Below are 21,370 nucleotides of genomic sequence, written 5' to 3' on the forward strand. Positions count from 1 at the left end.
TGCATGACTGTCCGCGTTCGCTTCTGTCCTTCACCCACCGGAACCCCGCATGTCGGCCTGGCCCGGACCGCGCTGTTCAACTTCGCGCAGGCCCGCCACGACGGCGGCACCTTCGTCTTCCGCATCGAAGACACCGACGCCGCCCGTGACACCCAGGAGAGCTACGAGGCCATCCTGGATGCACTGCGCTGGCTGGGCCTGAACTGGGACGAGGGTCCCGAAGTGGGCGGCCCGTACGGCCCGTACCGTCAGTCCGAGCGCAAGCAGCTCCACCTCGACGTCGTCGATCGCCTGGTGGAGGCCGGATACGCCTACGAGGCCTACTCCACGCCCGAGGAGGTGGAGGAGCGGCACAAGAGCGCGGGCCGCGATCCCAAGCTCGGCTACGACAACTTCGATCGCGATCTGACCGATGAGCAGCGTGCGCAGCACCGCGCCGACGGTCGTAAGCCGGTGATCCGCCTGCGGATGCCCGACGAGGACATCTCCTGGGACGACCTCGTCCGCGGCACCACCGTCATCAAGGCCGGCACGGTGCCCGACTTCGCGTTGACCCGCGGCTCCGGTGACCCGCTGTACACGCTGGTGAACCCGGTCGACGACGCCATGATGAAGATCACCCACGTGCTGCGCGGCGAGGACCTGCTCTCGTCCACGCCGCGCCAGATCGCGCTCTACCGCGCGCTGGAGGCCATCGGCGTGGCCGACGGTGTCCCGGAGTTCGGGCACCTGCCGTTCGTGATGGGCGAGGGCAACAAGAAGCTGTCCAAGCGCGACCCCGAGTCGAGCCTGTTCCACCACCGCGACCGCGGCTTCCTGCCCGAGGGTCTGATCAACTACCTCGCGCTGCTCGGCTGGGGACTGTCCGGCGACAACGACATCTTTACCCTCGACGAGATGATCGCCGCCTTCGACGTCCGCAACGTCAACTCCAACCCGGCCCGCTTCGACCAGCGCAAGGCCGACGCGATCAACGCCGAGCACATCCGGCGCCTCACCCCGGCCGACTTCGCCGGCCGCCTGCGCCACTTCCTCGTCGAGCACGGCCACCTGGACGAGCCGATCGACGACGCCGTGTTCGCGCCGCTGGCCGACCTGGTGCAGACCCGCATCCAGGTGCTGAGCGAGGCGTGGGACCTGATGAAGTTCGCCTACGTCAGCGACGAGGACTTCGGCTTCGACGAGAAGTCGGCCGCCAAGAACCTCAAGGCCGACGCGGTGCCGGTGCTCGACGCGACCATCGTCGCGTGCGAGGCGGTCGGGGAGTGGACCACCCCGGCCCTCGAGGAGGCCCTCAAGGCCGCGCTGATCGACGGCCTGGAGCTCAAGCCGCGCAAGGCGTACGGTCCGGTGCGCGTCGGCGTCACCGGCGCCGCGATCAGCCCGCCACTCTTCGAGTCGATGGAGATCCTCGGCCGCGAGAAGACGCTGCGCCGCCTGGCGCAGGCCCGCGCCGTCGCCGCGGCCGCCGAGTAGCCGCGAGGCGCAGTTCGACCCGATTCGCCCGCTGTGAAGTTCATCACGGCGGGCGAATCGCATCGGTCCCGCGGTATGTCGGCCGGGCACGGTGAGTGCGCCTCGATGCCGTGCGATCGCCTGCCGCCGATTGTCGTTGAGGCCAGATTTACCCCCTCTGACCACACGATTTGTAGTTTAGGGGTGGTGTGTTGGTAATCTTCTTCTCGGTTCGGAACGACGCAGCGAGTTCGCTGCGGAAGTTCCGGGAAAACCCTTGGGGTATGGTGTAATTGGCAACACAGCGGTTTCTGGTACCGCCATTCTAGGTTCGAGTCCTGGTACCCCAGCGAGATGTACAGGGATACCTGTGCGCCTCACAACCGAATAGCCGGCTCACGTCGGCATGTTCTAGGGCCCCGTCGTCTAGCGGCCTAGGACGCCGCCCTCTCAAGGCGGTAGCGCGGGTTCGAATCCCGTCGGGGCTACAAATGAGGAAGACCCCCGGATCGCTATGCGATCCGGGGGTCTTCCTCATTTGTATATTCAGCAGAGCGATTCGAGGAGGAGCGAAGCGACGGAGTCCCGTCGGGGCTACTCGAAGCGAGTGGGCCCTTTCGTATCGGAGCGACCCCGGCTCCCCGCTCCCTGAGCTTCCCGCCCACTCCCCGAGCCTGTCGAAGGGCGCCTCCCCGAGCCCGTCGTAGGGCGCAGCCCTGAACCTGTCGTAGGGCGCCGTCCCGAGCCTGTCGAGGGTTCAGCTGTAGAACTGGGCGGTGCTGCCGGCGAGCGGGAGCTCGGGGAGGTTCAGCTTGCGGTGGTCCCAGGACCGGACCCGCTGCGGCACCACGCGCACCGCGACGCGCTTGTGCATCATCGCGTCGACGGCGGGGCGCAGTTCGTCGGTGTACGGCCCGTTGTAGCGCTCCCAGACGCTGATACCCGTCTGCAGGCAGGTGTCGGCGTCGTCGAAGATCTCCGCGGTGCCCTCGATGGCGACGCCGCGGAGCGTGTCGTAGGTGAGGCCGTCCTCGATCATCACGGTCAGGCGGGCGTCGCGGGCCAGGTTCACGGCCTTCTGCGACTTGGCCTTGGTCTCGAACCACAGCTCGGGCAGGGGGCCGTCGCCCTCGGCCACGCCGAACCACATGGCGACGAGGTGCGGCTGACCGTCGGCGCCGACGGTGGCGAGGGTGGCGGTGCGGTTGCGGTGGATGAAGTCGGTGATCTCGTCGTCGGACATGACGATCTGAGTCCGCTGCTTGGTTCCCATAGGGCGACGCTAGCGCAGCGGCGGGGCCAGTCGTGCGCCGATGCGGGTGGCGGCGTCGACGAGGTCGCCCGCCCAGCGTTCGCCGGGACGACGACCCATCCGGTCGATCGGCCCGGAGACCGACACCGCGGCGATCACCTCGCCGGTGCTGTCGTGCACCGGCGCCGACACGCTGGCGACGCCGTCGGCGCGTTCCCCGGCGCTGTGCGCCCAGCCGCGCTTGCGCACCTCGGTCAGCGCCCGCTCGGTGAAGCCGGCGTCGACCAGGAGGTCGGTGCGGGCCTCGGGCGGGGCGAAGGCAGCGAGCACCCGGGCCGCCGAGCCTGCGCTCATCGGCAGTCGCGAACCGACGGGCACGGTGTCGCGGAGTCCGGTCGGCGGTTCGACGGCCGCGATGCACACGCGCTCGCGTCCTTCGCGGCGGTAGAGCTGCACCGACTCGCCGGTGGTCTGCTGCAGCCCCGGCAGCAGGGGCAGAGCGGCCTGCAGCAGGATGTCCGGCGCGGCCGCGGCGAGGCTGTGCAGGGCCGGACCGGGCACCCAGCGCCCGGTCGTGTCGCGGGCCAGCAGGTGGTGGGTCTCGAGGCCGACGGCCAGGCGATGCGCGGTAGCGCGGGGGAGGCCGGTGGCCTCGGTGAGCTCGGCGAGATTGCGCGGCTGCTGCGCGAGCGTCTGCAGGACCAGCACCGATTTGTCTAGGACGCCGATTCCGCTAGTATTTCTCATACGGCGATATTAGCCGTCCATATATTGAGATTGCCAGTCCGCTCAGGCGACAGCCCCGAAGCCGGTGGACCGGGTCAGACGTGAAAGTCGAGCATGCTCATGACGCAGTCAGCAGCAGCCGGCGTGCCCCGCACGCTGGCCGAGAAGGTCTGGGACGCCCACGTGGTGGTGCCCGGAAAGGTCGACGACAACGGTGAGACCGCGCCGGACCTGATCTACATCGACCTGCACCTGGTGCACGAGGTCACCAGCCCGCAGGCCTTCGACGGCCTCCGCGTGGCCGGCCGCAAGCTGCGTCGCCCCGACCTCACCATCGCGACCGAGGACCACAACGTCCCGACCGTCGACATCTTCAGCCCGATCGCCGACCAGGTCTCGGCGCTGCAGGTGGAGACGCTGCGCCGCAACTGCGCCGAGTTCGGCGTCCGCCTGTACCCGATGGGCGATGCCGAGCAGGGCATCGTGCACGTGGTCGGACCGCAGCTGGGTCTCACGCAGCCCGGCATGACCGTGGTGTGCGGCGACAGCCACACCTCCACCCACGGCGCCTTCGGCGCGATCGCCATGGGCATCGGCACCTCCGAGGTGGAGCACGTGATGGCCACCCAGACGCTGTCGCTGCGTCCGTTCAAGACCATGGCCATCAACGTCGATGGTGAGCTGCCCGACGGCGTCACCGCCAAGGACCTGATCCTGGCGATCATCGCCGAGATCGGCACCGGCGGCGGTCAGGGCCACGTCCTGGAGTACCGCGGCTCGGCCATCGAGAAGCTCTCGATGGAAGCCCGGATGACCATCTGCAACATGTCGATCGAGGCCGGCGCCCGCGCGGGCATGATCGCACCGGACCGGGTGACCTACGACTACCTCGAAGGCCGCCCGCACGCGCCGGCCGGCGAGGAGTGGGATCGCGCCGTCGAGTACTGGGACAGCCTGCGTACCGACGAGGGTGCGGTCTACGACCGTGAAGTCCACATCGACGCGTCGACGCTCACGCCGTTCATCACCTGGGGCACCAACCCGGGCCAGGGGCTGCCGCTGGGCGCCAACGTGCCCGACCCCGCCGACATCGTCGACGAGACCGAAGCACTGGCCGCCGCCCGCGCGCTGGAGTACATGGACCTGACGGCCGGCATGCCGCTGCGCGAGGTGGCGGTCAACACCGTATTCGTCGGCTCGTGCACCAACGGGCGCATGGAGGATCTACGCGCGGTGGCCGAGGTCCTCAAGGGCCGCAAGGTGGCCGACGGCGTGCGCATGCTGATCGTGCCCGGCTCGATGCAGGTGCGCGCCCAGGCCGACGAAGAAGGCCTCGGCGAGATCTTCGACGCCGCGGGCGCCGAGTGGCGGATGGCCGGCTGCTCGATGTGCCTCGGCATGAACCCCGATCAGCTGTCTCCGGGCGACCGTTGCGCGTCGACGTCGAACCGCAATTTCGAAGGGCGACAAGGCAAGGGCGGTCGCACGCACCTCGTCTCGCCCGCGGTCGCCGCCGCCACCGCGGTGCGCGGCACGCTGTCCTCACCCGCCGACCTCGTCTGAACTTCGAGAAGAGAAAGACGCTCATGGAACCCATCGTCAAGCACACCGGTATCGGAGTTGCGTTGCAGCGCAGCAACGTCGACACCGACCAGATCATCCCGGCGGTCTACCTCAAGCGGGTCACCCGCACCGGCTTCGAGGACGGACTGTTCGCCGCCTGGCGCGGCGATCCGGACTTCATCCTCAACAACGAGCCGTGGAGCAAGGGCTCGGTGCTGGTGGCCGGTCCCGACTTCGGTACCGGCTCCTCGCGCGAGCACGCTGTCTGGGCACTCATGGATTTCGGCTTCCGCGTGGTGATCTCCTCGCGTTTCGCCGACATCTTCCGCGGCAACTCCGGCAAGGCGGGACTCGTTGCGGCACAAGTGAATCAGGACGACGTCGAGCTGCTGTGGAAGCGGCTGGAAGCCGAGCCCGGACTGGAACTGACCGTGGATCTCGAGACCCGCACCGTGACCGCGGGCGATCTCGTGGTGCCGCTGCAGATCGACGACTACACCCGCTGGCGCCTGATGGAGGGGCTCGACGACATCGGTCTCACCCTGCGCGAAGTGGATGCGATCGGCGAGTTCGAGAAGAAGCGATCGAGCTTCCTGCCCGTGACGCTGCCCTGATCGCGCGGACGCCCGCGCGGCGTCGGCACTGAACGGACGCTTACCAGAAAACCTCACCGCCCGAACCTGATTCGGGTGGTGAGGATTTCTTCTTATGCGCCCCGACGGTGCGTACAGGCGTTTACCGTGAGGAACAGCCGGTCCGGCTTGTGAATCCAACACGCGGAGGAACGCATGAACAAGGCCCAACTCATCGAAGAGCTGACCAAGCGCCTCGATGCCGACCGCAAGACCGCCACCGAGGCGGTGGAGACCCTGATCGACACCATCGTCCGTGCGGTGAGCAAGGGCGAGAGCGTCACGATCACCGGCTTCGGTGTCTTCGAAAAGCGCCGTCGCGCACCGCGAGTCGCGCGCAACCCGCGTACCGGCGAGACGGTGAAGGTGCGGGCGACCAACATTCCGGCCTTCCGTCCGGGCGCCCAATTCAAGGAGATCATCGCCGGCCGCCGTCGACTGAAGGCAGGTGAACCGGCCGTCAAGCGGACCACCGCTGCGGCTGACGATAAGGCGCCCGCGAAGAAGACCGCCGCGAAGAAGACCGCCGCGAAGAAGACCACCGCCGCGAAGACCGCCGCGAAGAAGACCAGTGCTACGAAGACCGCTGCGACCAAGACCGCTGCGAAGAAGACCACGGCAGCGAAGAAGGCGACGTCCGCCACCAAGACGACCCCGGCGAAGAAGACGACCGCCGCGAAGAAGGCGGCTCCTGCCACGAAGACCACGGCCGCGAAGAAGACCACGCCGGCGAAGAAGGCGGCCACGAAGACCACGGCCGCGAAGAAGACCACGGCCGCGAAGAAGGCCACTGCCGCGAAGAAGACCACGGCCGCGAAGAAGACCACAGTGGCGAAGAAGACCACCGCTGCCAAGAAGAGCACTGCCGCGAAGAAGACCACTGCGGCCAAGAAGACCGCCGCGAAGAAGACCGCGGCGAAGGTGACGCCGGCGAAGTAGGGCGCCACCCGGTTCGCGGGCGGGGACGCGCTCGACCGGCCGTGCGGTCAGTGTCCGTTCGTGTCGCCGAACGGGCTGGGCAGGTAGTCGGCCTGGACCAGGTCGTCACCGTTCAGGGTCAGCATCCAGGTGGCGGCTTTACGGGTGCGCGTCGACGGCAGGGTGATCGTGGCGTCGGCGGCCCATCGCTTCAGCAGCGGGCGGATGGCTTTGCCCTGGCTGCAGATCACCCGCACCCCGGAGACCGGTGCGGCGAGTTCACGGAGCCGCGCATAGGACGCGGCGAAGTCGGCGGCGCAGGCTTCCTCGGTCAGCGCGGGTTCGACGACGATGTCGGTGCGCAGTTCCTGCGACAGCGGAATCAGCGTCTGAACGCAGCGCAGGCGATCGGCTGCGTGCAGGTGCGCGGGGCCGAAAAGCCCGAGCAACGGTGCCAGGGCGCGGGCCTGCTGTTCGCCGTTGTCGTCGAGCGGTCGGAGGTGGTCGTCCTTGGAGTGCGATCGGTGGCCGGCCGTGGCGTGCCGGACGACGACCAGTTGGTGCAGTCGGTCGGCGGGGTGCTCGGCGAAGGACTCCAGGATCGTGCGGTCGGCCGGGTACGACACCGTGCGCGCGGCACCGGCGATCGACAGCCACTGGACGTCGTCGGTCTCGTGGTTGGCGACGAAGCGGCCGCTCGACGCCGCGATCGACCAGTAGGCGACCTTCTTATCGACGCCGGACTTCAACGGGTACTCGACGATGCCGAGGTATCGGCCGACGCGACCGTCGTAGCCGGTCTCTTCCGCGATCTCCCGCGCCGCGGTCGTGATCAGCAGTTCACCGTTGTGCGCCTTGCCTTTCGGCAGGGACCAGTCGTCGTACCGCGGGCGATGGACCACGGCCACCTCGACCTCGCCGCGCGGCGTCCTGCGCCACAGGACGCCGCCGGCCGCCCACACGGTCCGCGGCGTCGAACTCATGCGCCGACCCCGGACTCGGAGTAGGCGCGCTTGCGCAGACCCATCCGCCGCTGGTGGTCGAGGACCTCCTCGCCGGCTTCGGGGGAGGCGGTCCAGGCGCCGTCGGGCTGCAGTTCCCAGCAGCGCGTGCGCGGGTCGAACGCCGAGTCGAAGATGGCCTGCAGGTCGGCGGTCAGACGTCGATCCCGCACCTGCACCATCACCTCGACGCGGCGGTCCAGGTTGCGGTGCATCATGTCGGCGCTGCCGATCCAGTATTCGGCGGCCGCGCCGAAGACCAGGATGCGCGAATGCTCCAGGAATTGGCCGAGGATCGAGCGGACGGTGATGTTCTCGCTCAGCCCGGGGACGCCGGGGCGCAGTGCGCAGATGCCGCGGACGAAGATGTCCACCGGCACCCCCGCCTGGGAGGCGCGGTACAGCGCGTCGATGACCTGCTCGTCGACCAGTGCGTTGGCCTTGAGCTGAATGCGGGCCGACGTGTTTCCGTTGCGCAGCGCCGCCACCTCGCCCTGGATCCGCTCGATGATCCCGGTCCGGATGCCGTGCGGGGCCACCAGCAGGTTCCGGTACTCCTTCTTGCGGGAGTAGCCGGTCAGCGTGTTGAACAGGTCGGTGAGGTCGGCGCCGATCTCCGGGGCCGCGGTGAACAGGCCCACGTCCTCGTAGAGGCGCGCGGTCTTCGGGTTGTAGTTGCCGGTGCCGATGTGGCAGTAGCGGCGCAGGGTGGAGCCCTCGCGGCGCACCACCAGGCAGGTCTTGCAGTGGGTCTTGAGGCCGACGAGGCCGTAGACCACGTGCACGCCGGACTGCTCGAGCTTGCGCGCCCACCGGATGTTGGCCTGCTCGTCGAAACGCGCCTTCAGCTCGACGAGGGCGACGACCTGCTTGCCGGCCGCGGCCGCGTCGATCAGCGCGTCGACGATCGGCGAGTCGCCGGAGGTGCGGTACAGCGTCTGCTTGATCGCGAGGACCTGCGGATCGGCCGCCGCCTGCTCGATGAAGCGTTGCACGCTGGTGGAGAAGCTGTCGTACGGGTGATGCACCAGCACGTCGCCCTCCTGCAGCGTCGCGAAGATGCTCTTGGGCGTCTCGCGCTCGCCGAAGGCCGGGTGCGTCTTCGGGACGAACGGCGGTTCCTTGAGGGCCGGGCGGTCCACGCCGTACACCTCGAACAGGGCGCTCAGGTCGAGCAGACCGGGCACGCCGATCACGTCGGCCGGGTTCACGTCGAGTTCGCGGAGCAGCAGTTCGAGCATGTGCTCGCTCATGTCGTCGCCCACCTCGAGGCGCACCGGCGAACCGAAGCGTCGACGTGCCAGCTCCCGCTCCAGCGCCTGCAGCAGGTCCTCGTCGCGGTCCTCGTCCACCTCGAAGTCCGCGTTGCGGGTGACACGGAAGACGTGATGCTCCACCACGTGCATACCCGGGAACAGGAATTCGAGGTTGGCGGCGATCAGCTTCTCCAGAGGCAGGAAGATCGCCGGGCGGTGCCCGTCGGGGCCTTCCGGTCCCTCATCGGGGATCAGATGGTCGACGCGGATGAAGCGGTTGATGTTGTTGGGGACCTTGACGCGGGCGAAGTGTTCGCCGCCCTCGTTCACGTCGCGCACCGTCACGGCGAGGTTCAACGACAGCCCGCTGATGTAGGGGAACGGGTGCGCCGGATCCACGGCGAGCGGCGTGAGGACCGGGAACAGCTCGTTCTGGAAGTACTCGGTGAGGCGCAGCTGCTGCAGGCCGGACAGGTCGTCCCAGTCGGCGATGTGCACGTCCGCCGCGGCGAGCGCGGGCAGCACCGAGTCGAGGAAGACGCGGGCGTGGCGGTCGGCGATCTTCTGGGTGCGCGAGGCGATGCGCTGCAACTGCTCGCGCGGCGACCGGCCGTCGGCCGACCGGACCGACAGTCCGGTCTCGTCGCGCCGCTTGAGCCCTGCGACACGGACCATGAAGAACTCGTCCAGGTTGGAGGCGAAGATGGCCAGGAACTTGGCCCGCTCCAGGAGGGGGAGCGACGGATCCTCGGCGAGCGCGAGGACGCGCGAGTTGAAATCGAGCCAGCTCAGCTCACGGTTGAAGTAGCGCGCCGGGGGGAGATCCGCGGACTCGCCGGGCTCGACGGTCTCGGCCGGAAGCGCGGCCGGAAGGGCGGCATTCGCAGTATCAGTGGTCTCTTCCGTGGCAGTCACGGGACTATTGTTCCCTATTCGGCGTGATTGTGCGCGGCGTCCGATTGGGGCATGAGCATCGCGGTATCGGTGCGCGGACCGACGCCCAGCGCGACGGCCGCACGCAGATCGTCCGGGGTGTCGACGTCGCACCCCAGGTCGGGCCAGCGGGTGCCCGACGGATCCAGTTCGACGGCGCCGCCGGCGCGATGGGCGGCCGCGGAATCGGTCCCGAAGGCGGGCGTGAACGCGACGCCCGCGGCGACGGCGAGCAGCGCGGTGCCGGTGCCGTGGCGGTCGGCGACGAAGGCGACCGGAAGCCGCCCGGCGGCCGCCACGGCCTCGGCGAACGACTCGGCGCGCAGGGCGGGCAGGTCGGCCTGCAGATAGACGACGGTGCCGTCCGCGCCTGCTGCTCCGTGGGCGAGGGCCGCGTTGAGGCCACCGCCGGGCTCGCTCACCGCGCGGGCGCCGAGTCGGCGAGTCAGGTCGCGCACCTGCGGATCGGGACTCACCACGACGACGTCGTGGTGACCCGCGGATCGGACGGCGGCGACGGTATCGGTGAACATCGCGGCGACGAGGCGCTCGCGGTCGGCGTCGGGGTGGTACTCGTCGCCCAACCGACTCTTGGCATGACACAGCGCCTTGAGTGCGAGCACCACAGTGACCCCGTCGGACATGACGTCCATGGTGCATGGTCGGCTGTCGCCGCGCCCGCCGGGGCGCACTTGCCCGGGTATGGAGGTGTTTGCCGCGATCGGAAATTCCGGACGTGGCGAACTACTAGGGTGGGTGGTCAATCGGTGGTCCAGGCAAGGAGTGGTGCAGTGCGAGCGGTGGTCATGGGGTCGGGGTCGTGGGGCACGGCCGTCGCGAAGATTCTGGTCGACGCGGGTAACGAGGTGACGATGTGGGCGCGGCGTCCGGAACTCGCCGAGCAGATCAACACCCGGCACGAGAACGGCGACTACCTGCCGGGGATCGCGTTGCCGGCGGGCCTCACCGCGGTGTCGTCGGTCGAGGAGGCGTTGGCCGGGCGTGAACTGGTGGTGTGCGCGGTGCCGTCGCAGTCGCTGCGGGAGAACCTGACGCAGTGGCGCGAGTTCCTGCCCGCCGACGCCGTCCTGCTGTCGTTGGCCAAGGGCGTCGAGATCAGCACCGGCGACCGCATGAGCCAGGTGATGAAGGAGGTCACCGGTTTCGACGACAGCCAGATCGCTGTGCTGTCCGGTCCCAACCTGGCCCGCGAGATCGCCGAGGAGCAGCCCGCCGCGACCGTGATCGCCTGCAGCGACGAGGCGGTCGCGCAGCGCATCCAGCAGGCGTTCGCGGCGTCGTACTTCCGTCCGTACACCAACACCGATGTGGTCGGCACCGAGATCGGCGGCGCCGCGAAGAACGTGATCGCGCTGGCCTGCGGCATGGCGGCCGGTATGGGCTTCGGCGAGAACACGCTCGCCACGCTCATCACCCGCGGGCTCGCCGAGACCATCCGGTTGGGGACCGCGCTCGGCGCGGACATCACCACCCTGGCCGGTCTCGCCGGCATCGGCGACCTCGTCGCCACCTGCTCGTCGCCGCTCTCGCGCAACCGGACCTTCGGCGCACGACTCGGCGAGGGCGCATCCCTGGAAGAAGCGCAGGCGGCCACCAACGGTCAGGTCGCCGAAGGCGTGAAGTCGTGCCGCTCGGTGCGGAATCTGGCGCGCGAGCACGGCGTCGAGATGCCGCTCACCGAGGCCGTGTACCAGGTGTGCCATGAGGGCCTGGACGTCCAGGACATGGTCGGCATGCTGCTCGGGCGCACCACCAAACCCGAGGTCTACGGCGCCACCGACTGAGTCGGCGTCGGGGCCCTCGCTCACGGGATCGACGGGGGGATCAGGTTTCGCTGAACGACTGCCAGCCCCGCAGGTCGCCGACCGGCCGCCCGTCGACGGTGGGGCCGTCGCCGCGGCGGCCCACCGTGCCGACCACCGCCCAGCCCGCGGGCACCGTGCCGGGGGCGAAGGCGGCGAGCAGTTCGTGATCCTCGCCGCCGGCGAGCGCCCAGCGGATCGGGTCCACCCCGAGCTCGGCGGCCAGCGCGTCGAGACCGTCCGGTCGGGGCACCGCCGCCGAGTCCACGTCGACGCCCAATCCGGACGCATCGGCCATCGTGACGATCTCCTCGACGAGGCCATCGGAGATGTCGGTCATGGCGTGCGCGCCGGCGCGGGCCGCGATCGGTCCCTGCGTCAGATCCGGCTGCGGCAACCGGTACCGCTCGACGAGGGGCGAGAAGCGTTGCTCCAGAGCAGGATCGGCGCCGTGTTCGACGGCGGACAGGACGGCCAGCCCGGCCGCGGCGCCGCCCAGGCGACCGCTCACCGCGAGTTCGTCTCCGCTGCGGGCGCCGGAGAGCGTCACCGGTGCGACGCCGTCGAGACTGCCGAGCGAGGTGACCGTCAAGACGACGACCGGTGCGGACACCAGGTCGCCGCCGAGGACCCGGCCGCCGAACCGATGGGTCTGGGCCACCATGCCTTCGTTCAGTGCGAGAACGCGATCGACCGGAGTCTGCGGCGGACAGCCGATCGACACCACCAGTCCGCTCAGTGAGCCGCCCATGGCGGCGATGTCGGCCGCGCTCTGGACCACCGCCCGCGCACCGATCTGCTCGGGCGTCGACCAATCGAAGCGAAAGTGCCGACCGGCCACCGCGGTGTCGGTGCTGACCACCACCGGGCCCGCACCGGCCAGTACCGCGGCGTCGTCGCCGGATCCGATCACCACGTCGCCGTCGGCGTCGTCGCGTTCCGCCGCTGCCGCGGTGAACAGGGCGATCATCGCCCGCTCACCCACCTCACCCACCGTCTGCACGGCGCCGACCTTACGCCTCGATAGGCTCGTGGCATGACCGACCGTGACAGGACCGAGGGGAAATCGACCGACGGGGACAGGACCGGCGGGGACAGGACCGGCGGGGACACGACCGGCGGGGACGAGCCCGCGCGACTGAGCCCGGCCCTGATCGCGACCCTGGTCGCGATTCCGGCGATGGTACTCGCCGGCTTCATCGTGTTCGCGGTGTTCAAGAGCAGCGAGCAGGTGATGACGCCGGTCGATTCCTACGCCACCGTCGAGCAGGACGCGGCGGCCTGCGGACCGCTGATTGCGAAGCTGCCGGAATCGTTCGGCGACTTCGGCGGCCGGGAGATCGACGGCGACACCGTGCGGTGGACGTCGTCGGCCGACGACGACGGCGATCCGCTGGTCTTCAAGTGTGGGGTCGCGCGTCCGGAAGCGTTGGCGCCGACCAGCGCCCTGCAGGTGATCAACCCGACGCAGTGGTTCATCACCGACACCGACGAGGAGCGGGGCCAGGCTTACGTGCTGGTGGATCGTCGTCCCTACGTCGCGGTGTGGGTGCCGAAGTCGGCGGGCAATGGTCCGCTCACCGACATCTCCGGGCTGATGGCCCAATTGCCCGCGGCCCCCTTGGATTTCGGCAGCAACTGAGTGTCGCCGCGGCGACCCCGCGGAAGGTCGATGGTTAGATCGACGCATGGCTGTATATGCACTCGGTGAGCGCGAACCTCGACTCGGCAAGGACGCCTACGTCCATCCGGACGCGACCGTGATCGGTGACGTGACGCTCGGCGACGGCGTCTCGGTGTGGCCGGGCGCGGTGCTGCGCGGCGACTACGGCTCGATCACGATCGGGGCCTGCACCAACATCCAGGACGGGACCGTCATCCACTGCACGTTCAAGGACCCGACGGTGATCGGGGCCGGTTGCGTGGTGGGCCACAACGCGCACATCGAGGGCGCGGTGATCGGCGACGACTGCCTGATCGCCTCCGGATCGGTGGTCCTCAACGGTTCGACGATCGGGTCGGGCAGCGTGGTCGGGGCCGGCGCGGTGGTGCCGTACAACACCGAGATCCCGCCCCGCGCGATGGCGGTCGGCGTGCCGGCCAAGGTGCGCGAGGGCGTCGAGGTGGCCGAAGGGCACGTCGTCGGCAACGTGGAGCTGTACTTCCAGAACGCCCAGTACTACGCCCGGGAACTGCGGAGGCTCGACTGATGGCGCCGCTGAGCGAACTGATCGATCCCGGCTGGGCGCAGGCGCTGGCGCCGGTGGAGGAACTCATCGCCGAGATGGGGCAGTTCCTGCGGGCGGAGAACGCGGCCGGTCGCGGCTACTTCCCGGCGGGCAAGAACGTGCTCCGCGCCTTCATGCAGCCGTTCGACGACGTTCGTGTCCTTATCGTCGGGCAGGACCCGTACCCGTCAGCCGGACATGCCGTGGGGTTGAGCTTCTCGGTGGAGCCGGAACTGACGCCGATCCCGCGGTCGCTGGCCAATATCTACAAGGAGTACTGCGACGACCTCGGCTATCCGGTGCCGGCCAACGGCGATCTGACGCCGTGGACGCGCGAGGGCGTGCTGCTGCTGAACCGGGTGCTGACGGTCCAGCCGGGTGAGGCCGGGTCGCACCGCGGCAAGGGGTGGGAGACGGTCACCGAGTGCGCGATCCGGGCACTGGCGGCGCGGGACGAGCCGCTCGCGGCGATCCTCTGGGGCAACGACGCCCGGCAGGCCGAGCAGTGGCTGCCGGACGTTCCGGTGATCACCTCGCCGCATCCGTCGCCGCTGTCGGCATCGCGGGGCTTCTTCGGATCACGCCCGTTCAGCCGGGTGAACGAGGAACTCCTCGACCTCGGCGCGGACCCCGTCGACTGGCGCCTGCCCAACCCGTAGGTGAGCGCCGTCAGTGGCGGGCGCTGGGGAAGTCCGGGGCCCGCTTGGCGAGGAAGGCGTTGACACCTTCCACACCCTCACCGGTGATCGCGAGATCGGCGATCGATTCTGCCTCGGCCACGACGTGCTCGGCCAGCGTGTTGGACGACGCGGTCATCAGCAGCGACCGGATCGCCGCATAGGCGCCGGTCGGTCCGTTCGCGAGATCGGCGGCGATCGTGCGGGCCCGCGGGTAGACCTGGTCCGCCTCGACCAGTTCGCTGAGCAGCGTGAGGTCCAGGGCCGTCTGTGCATCGAGGACTTCGTCGCGCATCAGGATGGTGCGGGCGCGGGCCAGGCCCACGATGCGCGGCAGCAGCCACGACATGCCGCCGTCCGGGGAGAGCCCGATGCCCGGGTAGGCGGGGCGCAGGTGGGTGCCGGGCTCGCCGACGGCGAAGTCGGCGTGCAGGGCCAGACTCATGCCGGCACCTGCGGCCCACCCGTTGACGGCGGCGACGGTCGGCAGCGAGGTGGCGTACAGCGCGGAGACGAAGCTGTTGAGGTCGTGGGCGAGGCCGCGCAGGAACTGGCGACGGTCGTCGGCAGCCCCGAAGTGGGCCACGTTGCCGCCGGCGCAGAAGTTGCGGCCCTTGCCGGTCAGCAGGATCGCGCGGGCTTTGCGCTGGCCGCGCATCACCTCGTGCAGGGCTTCGGTGCCCTGCACGATGGCGTCGCCGTCGAGGGAGTTGCCCGCGGACTCGAGGGAGATGGCGATCTCGAGGACGCCGTCGTCATGAAGAGTGGTCAGTTCATCGCTCATAACCGACACTCTAACTGCGTGGGCCGAGCGGTCGCTCGGGACGGGGGTGATCGGTTGCGTGCGGCATCTGACCGGTCCGCAGACGACGAACCGCCGCTCGGCGCGAGGGCCGAGCGGCGGTGGTCGTGCTTCGTGCGGCGGTTACGCCGAGACGGCCTTGCCGGCCTTCAGGCACGAGGTGCAGACGTTCTTGCGGGTCTTGTTCCCGGAGGCAAGCGCAACGCGGACCGACTGGATGTTCGGATTCCAGCGACGGTTGGTACGGCGGTGCGAGTGCGAGACCGACTTGCCGAAGCCGGGGCCCTTGCCGCAAATGTCACAAACGGCAGCCATGTCGAACTCCCTTGGTTGTAAATGTCTAGTGGTACTCACCTGTCGCATGCGCAGCGAAAAGCCGCGGTGACAGGCAACCCGCCAAGATTAACCGTCCGACGGGCTCAGTGACAAATCGCGACGCCACGGCCTCGCGGCGTGGGCCGGTCGGCCGACAGTGCGGCCGCAGATGCGGTCCGTGTCACCGGGTCCGCGTAATCTCAGGGGACGAACACAGTCCCGGTCGATCGTAGATGCGGGCCGGTGACGGGGACTCCGGTGCGGTGCCGGACGCCGGGTGGTGAGGAAGGGGTCGTGCCGTGCGACGGATCGGGGAGTCGGTGCCGGTGAATCCCGGGCTGATTCGGGACTGGGCCTATGCCTGCGCGACCGGCCTGGAGGCGCAGCGCGCCGAGATCAACGATCTCAACGTCTTCCCCATCCCGGACGCCGACACCGGCAGCAACATGGCCTTCACCATGGCCGGTGCCGCCGCGGCTCTGGACTCGGTGGACGCCGACGCCGCCTTGAGCATCGTGACGCGCTCGCTGGCCGACGGCGGCGTCGCCAACGCGCGCGGCAACTCCGGGATCATCCTGTCGCAGATCCTGATGGGGCTGGCCGACGCCGCCGATCTGGCCGCCGCCGAACAGGACGCCAGCTTCAATCGGCTGGTGATCAACGGCCTGCGGCTGGCCTCGCTGTCGGCGCGGCGCGCGGTCAGCGAGCCCCGGGAGGGCACGGTCCTCACGCTCCTGCAGGTGGCCGCCGACGTGGCGGCCGCGGAGGTGGCCAGTCCGCCCGCCGACCTGGTGCGCGCGGTGGCCGACGAATGCGCGGTGGCGCTGGAGGCCACCACCGACCAGATGATCGAACTGTCCAAGGCGGGCGTCGTCGACGCCGGCGCGCGCGGCTTCCTGGTGATGCTGGATGCGATGGTGCTCGTGGTGACGGGAGTGGCGAACCGTCGTCGGGCTTACCGCGGATCGATGGCTCACGTCGGGCACGGAGACGACGAGTGCAGCGGCTCGGGTGACACCGACTTCGAGGTGATGTACCTGCTCACCGCCGCCGACGGCGCCCGTATCGGTGCGCTCCGCAGCGAACTGGACGACCTGGGTGATTCGGTGGTGATCGTCGGCGACAGCTCGACCGCCGCCGAGCAGTTCTCGGTGCACGTGCACACCGATGAGCCGGGCGCCGCGATCGAAGCAGGTCTGCGGTTGGGGGAGGTGCGGGAGATCCGCATCAGCTGCTTCCTGCTCGACGACCACCGCAGCAGGCCCGGCGCCAACGAGCCGCCGCCGCGGAACAAGCGCGCGGTGCTGGTCCTGGCGCAGGGCGACGGTTCGCAGGAGTTGTTCACCGCCGCCGGCGCCGCGGTGGTCCGCACCGATCACGGCGTGCACCCGGCGATGGTCGCCGAGGCGATCCGCTCCGCCGACAGCGCGCACACGATCGTCATGGGCAACGGCATGATCGCCTCGGCCGATCTGGTGTCGGTCGGCGCCAAGGCACGGTCGGCGCTGCGGTCGCTCGTGTTCATCCCGACGTTGTCGATGGTGCAGTGCCTGTCGGCGCTGGCCGTGCACGATCCAGGGGAGTCGCCGGACGTGGACGCGTTCGCGATGGCCGAGGCCGCCGCCGCCACTCGCTGGGGATCGTTACGTCGCTCCAACAGCAAGATGATGACCCTGGCCGGCACCTGCGAGATCGGCGACACGCTGGGGCTGATCGGCTCGGACGTCCTGGTGATCGCCGAGGAGCAGGCGGAAGCCGCGACCGCGCTGATCGACCTCATGCTCGCCACCGGCGGCGAGATGGTGACGATCCTGGCGGGCGCCGAGCTGAGCGACGAGGCCCGCGACCGGATCGGGGACCACCTACGCCGGGAGCACCCCGGCATCGAACTCGCGCTTTATCACGGCGGTCAGTCCAGCCAAGTGCTGCAGATCGGCGTGGAATAGCGCCATGGCCGAAAGCGAGACGGCGCGCACCGACGGGGTGCCACTGACGCTGACCACCCCGCTGTCGAAGACGGCGCTGGATCCGGCTCTGGTAGCCAAGCTCGCCGACCTGGAGTTGGCGACGGTGGGCGAGCTGCTGCGTTACGTGCCTCGCCGCTACCTGGCCCGCGGCGACACGTCGGATATGGAACTGCCCGAAGCCGGCAGCTGGATCAACGTGATGGGACACGTGGTCCGGACCGAGATGATCCCGATGAAGCGCAAGCCCGGGAGTTTCCTCAAGGTGGTGGTCGAGGACGGGCGCCGCGAATACGAGGTCAGCTTCTTCAATGCGAAGTGGATGAAGAGCAAGCTGACGCGCGGGACGCGCATGGGGCTCGCGGGCACGGTGAAGTACTTCCGCGGTCAAATCCAGCTGTCGCACCCCGAATGGCTGATCCTGCCGGACCTGACCCACGCCGACCCGATCGGCACGGGCCTGCTGGCCGACATGTACGTCCAGCAGGCCGAGCAGGATCCCGACCGCGTCGCCACCGCCGAAGACATGGATTCCTTCTCGCGCGACGTGGTGCCGATGTATCCGGCCACCAAGAAGGTGCAGACCTGGGAGATCTGGCGGGCGGTGCGACAGATTCTGGGCGTGCTCGGGCCGACACCCGATGCGCTCACCGAGCAGCAGCGGACCAGTCGCGGTCTGATGACGAGCGACGAGGCGATCCGCCGCATTCACCTGCCCGATTCGATGAAGGACGTCGCCGCCGCCGCGGAGCGGCTCAAGTTCGACGAAGCGCTCGCGGTGCAGACGGCGTTGGCGCAGAACAGGATCGCCGCGGGCACCGAATCGGCGCACGCCTGTCCACACGTCCCCGGCGGGCTCGAGGATCAGCTGCTCGAGCGGCTGCCGTTCGAGCTGACCGTCGGGCAGCGTGCGGTGATCGACGAGATCGCCGCCGACATCGGCGCCGCGCACCCGATGAACCGGCTCCTGCAGGGCGAGGTGGGTTCGGGTAAGACGCTCGTCTCGCTGCTGGTGATGCTGCGGGTGGTGGACAACGGTCATCAGTGCGCGATCCTGGCACCCACCGAAGTCCTTGCCGCACAGCACCAGCGGACCGTCCTGACCATGCTCGGCGATCTCGCGCGCGGCGGCCAGCTCGGCGCCGCCGACGGCGCCACCCAGGTCGCGTTGCTGACCGGCTCGCAGAAGACGGCCGAGCGAAAGCAGAATCTCCTCGACATCGTGACCGGGCAGGCCGGCATCGTCATCGGCACCCACGCGTTGCTGGAGGACAAGGTCGACTTCTTCGACCTCGGCATGGTGGTGGTCGACGAACAGCATCGCTTCGGCGTGGAGCAGCGAGACGTGTTGCGCGCCAAGGGCAGAATCAACCGGCCGCACTTCCTGGTGATGACCGCGACGCCCATCCCGCGGACCGTCGCGATGATCACCTTCGGCGACCTGGAGACCTCGGTCCTCACCGAGCTGCCGCGCGGTCGGCAGCCCATCGCCACCACCGTCGTCCCGATGTCCCTGGAGAAATGGGTCGACCGAGTCTGGCAGCGTGCCGCCGAAGAGGTGGATCAGGGGCGCCAGGTGTACGTGGTGTGCACGCGGATCGGCGACGAGAAGTCCAACCCCGACGCCGACGAGGTCTCGGTGCTCGACCAGTGGCAGGAGCTCTCCGAGTCCGGGCCGCTCGCACACCGGTCGATCGACTACCTGCACGGCCGGATGCCCGGCGACGAGAAGAACGAGGTGATGGACCGGTTCACCCGCGGGGAGCTGGACGTCCTGGTCTCCACCACCGTCATCGAGGTGGGTGTGGACGTGCCCAACGCGACGATGATGGTGATCGTCAACGCCGAACGCTTCGGCGTGAGCCAGCTGCACCAGCTCCGCGGTCGCGTCGGTCGTGGTCAGCACGCCGGTCTGTGCCTGCTGATGACCACCGCGACACCGGGCAGCAGCTCGCACACGCGCCTGAAGGCGGTGGCCGACTCCAACGACGGTTTCGAGCTGGCGCGGATCGACCTGGAGGCGCGGCGCGAGGGCGACGTCCTCGGTTCTCTGCAGTCCGGTGGCAAGTCGTCGTTGCACTTCCTGTCGCTGCTCGACGACGCCGACGTCATCGCCGATGCGCGTGAACTCGCCACCGAGATCGTGCTCGCCGACCTGCCGTTGGCCGAGCATCCGGCGCTGGCCGCGCTGGTCGACGGCGTCCTGCTGCCGTCCAAGCTCGGATACCTCGAGAAGTCCTGAGACCCGGCCGCGGGTGTCGCGGGAACCGGAGCGGCGGCGGCCGCGTCTAAATCCCGGGGCCCACTATGCGCGCACTGCGGCAGGACATCGCTCGACGGATCACCACCGCGAGCCGTCGGCGCCGCGACGGCCGGATTCCGCTGACCGGGCGGCACTGGGCACTGCTGGTCGGGTTCGCGTTGACCGCGGTGCTCGTCGCCGTCGGCCTCGGTCTGCCGACGCCGCGGCAGGCGCCGTCGGTGCCTGCCGAGCGGGTCGCGCAGGCGCGCGCGGCGTTGGGCGGACTGCACGTGGTGGCCGCTCGGCTGCGACCGCCCGTGGACTATCAACGCTCGGCGTTCGGCCAGGCGTGGACCGATCACGGAGGTGTCGGCGCGGCCGGCAACGGCTGCGACACCCGCAACGACATTCTTCGGCGCGATCTGGCGGTCACGAAGTCGGTCGCGACGACCAGCTGTCCGGCCGCGGTCGCCGCCGGCCGCCTGCGCAGCCCGTACAGCGGACGCGAGATCGCCTTCGCGCGGGGTGCGGGCTCAGCGCAGGTGCAGATCGACCACGTGGTGCCGCTGGCCTATGCGTGGGACATGGGCGCGTGGGCCTGGCCAGCGCCGCGGCGGATGGCGTTCGCGAACGACCCGGCCAACCTGCTGGCCGTCGACGGGCCCAGCAATCAGGCCAAGTCCGACCTCGAACCGGGCCGGTGGATGCCCGCACTCCGCGGCTTCTGGTGCCAGTACGCGATCGGCTTTCTGACCGTCTCGGCGGCCTACCGGCTCGCGGTCGACGAAGCCTCCCGCCGCACGCTGGCAGCAGCGCTGGGGGAATGTCCAGCGGAGTGACGCCCGGCGAGGCCGCGCGCCTACGGGTTGGTCGGCGGCTGCTCGTCGGGCGTTTGGGGCCGGTAGGGGTCCGGTGCGCCGGGCTGATAGCCGGGCTGGTTCGGGTACTGCTGGTTCGGGTACTGCTGGCTGGGGTATTGCTGGCCGGGCTGTCCGGGGTAGCCGCTCATCGGGTACTGCTGCGCGTCGGGCTGCCAGGCGATCGGCGGAGCGTTCTTGGCGCGGCTGGCACCGACGGCCCACAGGATCACGCCGATCACCAGAAGCAGACCGCCGAGTCCGCCGCCGAACACGGCGAGCAGGACCCCGCCCGCGCCGGTGACGATGCTCGACGTCGAGATCTCGGGTCCGGCGACCACGCCGACGCTGTCGCAGTCGATCGTGTAGGTGCCGGCCTCGGGGAAGTGCAGCTTCCCGAACATGGTCACCGTGTCGGTATTGAAGTCGAAGGACGCATCGCTCGGCATCGTGCTCTGCTGGACCGTGGCGGGACCGGCGGCGGTGCAGCTCGGAACGGCGATGCCGGTGCTGGCGGAGTAGAGCCACAGGCTCGAATTCGCCTCGGCCACATGCGTGGTCGGGCCGTTGACCCGAAACGACTCGTTGACCGTGTCGGCGACCTTGCCGAGGCCGATGACCGCGAGGACGATGCCGACGATCACCGACACCACGGCGATTGCGAGGCCGGACCAGGTGAGCCACTTGCCGATCTTCTTCACCCCGCAATCATGTCACGGCGGCGGT

At 69.4% G+C, this 21,370-nt stretch carries 20 protein-coding genes and 2 tRNA genes; 13 read left to right on the top strand and 9 right to left on the bottom strand.

Features of this window, described 5'->3' with window-relative positions; translation table 11 throughout:
- Window positions 1-3: 3 nt before the first annotated feature.
- From gltX to ABD989_RS07350, 3 genes are all read left to right on the top strand, one after another.
- On the top strand, window positions 4-1,476 hold the full coding sequence (gltX, locus tag ABD989_RS07340) for a glutamate--tRNA ligase (protein WP_246991260.1): 1,473 nt from the start codon (window positions 4-6) through the stop codon (window positions 1,474-1,476).
- A gap of 257 nt (window positions 1,477-1,733) precedes the next feature.
- A tRNA-Gln gene (locus ABD989_RS07345) sits at window positions 1,734-1,805 on the top strand.
- A 65-nt stretch (window positions 1,806-1,870) separates the two neighbouring features.
- Window positions 1,871-1,943, top strand: a tRNA-Glu gene (locus tag ABD989_RS07350).
- A 269-nt stretch (window positions 1,944-2,212) separates the two neighbouring features.
- On the opposite strand, the gene ABD989_RS07355 is transcribed toward ABD989_RS07350, so the two are convergent.
- Together ABD989_RS07355 and ABD989_RS07360 are read right to left on the bottom strand one after the other, a co-directional pair.
- Window positions 2,213-2,728, bottom strand: a complete 516-nt coding sequence (locus ABD989_RS07355) for a pyridoxamine 5'-phosphate oxidase family protein (protein WP_345312958.1) — start codon at window positions 2,726-2,728, stop codon at window positions 2,213-2,215.
- 9 nt (window positions 2,729-2,737) lie between these two features.
- Window positions 2,738-3,454 (bottom strand): IclR family transcriptional regulator, encoded by a 717-nt coding sequence (locus ABD989_RS07360; protein WP_345312959.1) that lies wholly within the window; start codon window positions 3,452-3,454, stop codon window positions 2,738-2,740.
- 99 nt (window positions 3,455-3,553) lie between these two features.
- Between ABD989_RS07360 and leuC the strand changes: the two genes are divergently transcribed.
- The 3 genes from leuC (at window position 3,554) to ABD989_RS07375 (ending at window position 6,567) form a co-directional block, all read left to right on the top strand.
- Window positions 3,554-4,996: a 3-isopropylmalate dehydratase large subunit gene (gene leuC, locus ABD989_RS07365; RefSeq protein WP_345312960.1), complete on the top strand. Its 1,443-nt coding sequence runs from the start codon at window positions 3,554-3,556 to the stop codon at window positions 4,994-4,996.
- A gap of 23 nt (window positions 4,997-5,019) precedes the next feature.
- On the top strand, window positions 5,020-5,610 hold the full coding sequence (gene leuD, locus ABD989_RS07370) for a 3-isopropylmalate dehydratase small subunit (protein ID WP_345312961.1): 591 nt from the start codon (window positions 5,020-5,022) through the stop codon (window positions 5,608-5,610).
- Between the two features lie 174 nt (window positions 5,611-5,784).
- Window positions 5,785-6,567: an HU family DNA-binding protein gene (locus ABD989_RS07375; RefSeq protein WP_345312962.1), complete on the top strand. Its 783-nt coding sequence runs from the start codon at window positions 5,785-5,787 to the stop codon at window positions 6,565-6,567.
- 47 nt (window positions 6,568-6,614) lie between these two features.
- Here ABD989_RS07375 and ABD989_RS07380 read toward each other — a convergent pair whose 3' ends face one another.
- Genes ABD989_RS07380 through cofC form a run of 3 tightly spaced genes read right to left on the bottom strand, consistent with a single transcriptional unit; the run spans window position 6,615 to window position 10,380 of the window.
- Window positions 6,615-7,529, bottom strand: coding sequence for an NUDIX hydrolase (locus tag ABD989_RS07380; protein ID WP_345312963.1), 915 nt, complete (start codon window positions 7,527-7,529; stop codon window positions 6,615-6,617).
- Window positions 7,526-9,718 (bottom strand): RNA degradosome polyphosphate kinase, encoded by a 2,193-nt coding sequence (locus ABD989_RS07385; protein ID WP_345312964.1) that lies wholly within the window; start codon window positions 9,716-9,718, stop codon window positions 7,526-7,528. The genes ABD989_RS07380 and ABD989_RS07385 overlap by 4 nt, the downstream gene beginning before the upstream one ends.
- A 14-nt stretch (window positions 9,719-9,732) precedes the next feature.
- Window positions 9,733-10,380 (bottom strand): 2-phospho-L-lactate guanylyltransferase, encoded by a 648-nt coding sequence (gene cofC / locus ABD989_RS07390; protein WP_345312965.1) that lies wholly within the window; start codon window positions 10,378-10,380, stop codon window positions 9,733-9,735.
- Window positions 10,381-10,527: 147 nt separating this feature from the next.
- Here cofC and ABD989_RS07395 point away from each other — a divergent pair, with 147 nt between their 5' ends.
- The gene (locus tag ABD989_RS07395) at window positions 10,528-11,541 is read left to right on the top strand and encodes an NAD(P)H-dependent glycerol-3-phosphate dehydrogenase (RefSeq protein WP_345312966.1); all 1,014 of its coding nucleotides are present in this window, start codon (window positions 10,528-10,530) and stop codon (window positions 11,539-11,541) included.
- 40 nt (window positions 11,542-11,581) lie between these two features.
- Here ABD989_RS07395 and ABD989_RS07400 read toward each other — a convergent pair whose 3' ends face one another.
- Window positions 11,582-12,562 carry a thiamine-phosphate kinase gene (locus ABD989_RS07400; protein WP_345312967.1) on the bottom strand — a complete coding sequence of 327 codons (981 nt, stop codon included), beginning with the start codon at window positions 12,560-12,562 and terminating at the stop codon, window positions 11,582-11,584.
- A gap of 33 nt (window positions 12,563-12,595) precedes the next feature.
- Between ABD989_RS07400 and ABD989_RS07405 the strand changes: the two genes are divergently transcribed.
- From ABD989_RS07405 to ABD989_RS07415, 3 genes are read left to right on the top strand one after another with little or no spacing between them, the layout of a single operon-like run.
- Window positions 12,596-13,201, top strand: a complete 606-nt coding sequence (locus ABD989_RS07405; RefSeq protein WP_345312968.1) for a DUF3515 domain-containing protein — start codon at window positions 12,596-12,598, stop codon at window positions 13,199-13,201.
- A gap of 46 nt (window positions 13,202-13,247) precedes the next feature.
- Complete coding sequence (locus ABD989_RS07410) at window positions 13,248-13,769, top strand: gamma carbonic anhydrase family protein (protein WP_345312969.1); 522 nt, start codon at window positions 13,248-13,250, stop codon at window positions 13,767-13,769.
- Window positions 13,769-14,446, top strand: coding sequence for a uracil-DNA glycosylase (locus ABD989_RS07415; protein ID WP_345312970.1), 678 nt, complete (start codon window positions 13,769-13,771; stop codon window positions 14,444-14,446). Before ABD989_RS07410 ends, ABD989_RS07415 begins: the two co-directional genes overlap by 1 nt.
- Before the next feature lie 10 nt (window positions 14,447-14,456).
- Here ABD989_RS07415 and ABD989_RS07420 read toward each other — a convergent pair whose 3' ends face one another.
- Complete coding sequence (locus ABD989_RS07420; RefSeq protein WP_345312971.1) at window positions 14,457-15,248, bottom strand: enoyl-CoA hydratase/isomerase family protein; 792 nt, start codon at window positions 15,246-15,248, stop codon at window positions 14,457-14,459.
- A 141-nt stretch (window positions 15,249-15,389) separates the two neighbouring features.
- Entirely contained in the window at window positions 15,390-15,581 is a 192-nt protein-coding gene (gene rpmB / locus ABD989_RS07425; RefSeq protein WP_246991232.1) for a 50S ribosomal protein L28, read from the bottom strand.
- Window positions 15,582-15,880: 299 nt separating this feature from the next.
- Between rpmB and ABD989_RS07430 the strand changes: the two genes are divergently transcribed.
- The 3 genes from ABD989_RS07430 (at window position 15,881) to ABD989_RS07440 (ending at window position 20,626) form a co-directional block, all read left to right on the top strand.
- A complete protein-coding gene (locus tag ABD989_RS07430) occupies window positions 15,881-17,527 on the top strand; it encodes a DAK2 domain-containing protein (RefSeq protein WP_345312972.1) in 1,647 nt (548 codons plus the stop codon).
- Between the two features lie 4 nt (window positions 17,528-17,531).
- Window positions 17,532-19,787 carry an ATP-dependent DNA helicase RecG gene (locus ABD989_RS07435; RefSeq protein WP_345312973.1) on the top strand — a complete coding sequence of 752 codons (2,256 nt, stop codon included), beginning with the start codon at window positions 17,532-17,534 and terminating at the stop codon, window positions 19,785-19,787.
- A gap of 65 nt (window positions 19,788-19,852) precedes the next feature.
- Window positions 19,853-20,626, top strand: coding sequence for an HNH endonuclease family protein (locus tag ABD989_RS07440; protein WP_345312974.1), 774 nt, complete (start codon window positions 19,853-19,855; stop codon window positions 20,624-20,626).
- Window positions 20,627-20,646: 20 nt separating this feature from the next.
- On the opposite strand, the gene ABD989_RS07445 is transcribed toward ABD989_RS07440, so the two are convergent.
- Entirely contained in the window at window positions 20,647-21,345 is a 699-nt protein-coding gene (locus tag ABD989_RS07445) for a hypothetical protein (RefSeq protein WP_345312975.1), read from the bottom strand.
- Window positions 21,346-21,370: the final 25 nt, after the last annotated feature.

The organism is Gordonia alkaliphila (assembly GCF_039542465.1).
Taxonomy (GTDB): domain Bacteria; phylum Actinomycetota; class Actinomycetes; order Mycobacteriales; family Mycobacteriaceae; genus Gordonia; species Gordonia alkaliphila.

Excerpts from the sequence above, each read along its gene's own strand:
- ABD989_RS07360 (WP_345312959.1), bottom strand. The coding sequence starts at position 3,454 with ATGAGAAATACTAGCGGAATCGGCGTCCTAGACAAATCGGTGCTGGTC.
- ABD989_RS07415 (WP_345312970.1), top strand. The coding sequence starts at position 13,769 with ATGGCGCCGCTGAGCGAACTGATCGATCCCGGCTGGGCGCAGGCGCTG.
- ABD989_RS07440 (WP_345312974.1), top strand. The coding sequence starts at position 19,853 with ATGCGCGCACTGCGGCAGGACATCGCTCGACGGATCACCACCGCGAGC.
- ABD989_RS07420 (WP_345312971.1), bottom strand. The coding sequence starts at position 15,248 with ATGAGCGATGAACTGACCACTCTTCATGACGACGGCGTCCTCGAGATC.
- ABD989_RS07380 (WP_345312963.1), bottom strand. The coding sequence starts at position 7,529 with ATGAGTTCGACGCCGCGGACCGTGTGGGCGGCCGGCGGCGTCCTGTGG.
- ABD989_RS07410 (WP_345312969.1), top strand. The coding sequence starts at position 13,248 with ATGGCTGTATATGCACTCGGTGAGCGCGAACCTCGACTCGGCAAGGAC.
- rpmB (WP_246991232.1), bottom strand. The coding sequence starts at position 15,581 with ATGGCTGCCGTTTGTGACATTTGCGGCAAGGGCCCCGGCTTCGGCAAG.
- ABD989_RS07405 (WP_345312968.1), top strand. The coding sequence starts at position 12,596 with ATGACCGACCGTGACAGGACCGAGGGGAAATCGACCGACGGGGACAGG.
- ABD989_RS07435 (WP_345312973.1), top strand. The coding sequence starts at position 17,532 with ATGGCCGAAAGCGAGACGGCGCGCACCGACGGGGTGCCACTGACGCTG.
- leuC (WP_345312960.1), top strand. The coding sequence starts at position 3,554 with ATGACGCAGTCAGCAGCAGCCGGCGTGCCCCGCACGCTGGCCGAGAAG.
- ABD989_RS07375 (WP_345312962.1), top strand. The coding sequence starts at position 5,785 with ATGAACAAGGCCCAACTCATCGAAGAGCTGACCAAGCGCCTCGATGCC.
- cofC (WP_345312965.1), bottom strand. The coding sequence starts at position 10,380 with ATGTCCGACGGGGTCACTGTGGTGCTCGCACTCAAGGCGCTGTGTCAT.
- leuD (WP_345312961.1), top strand. The coding sequence starts at position 5,020 with ATGGAACCCATCGTCAAGCACACCGGTATCGGAGTTGCGTTGCAGCGC.
- gltX (WP_246991260.1), top strand. The coding sequence starts at position 4 with ATGACTGTCCGCGTTCGCTTCTGTCCTTCACCCACCGGAACCCCGCAT.
- ABD989_RS07355 (WP_345312958.1), bottom strand. The coding sequence starts at position 2,728 with ATGGGAACCAAGCAGCGGACTCAGATCGTCATGTCCGACGACGAGATC.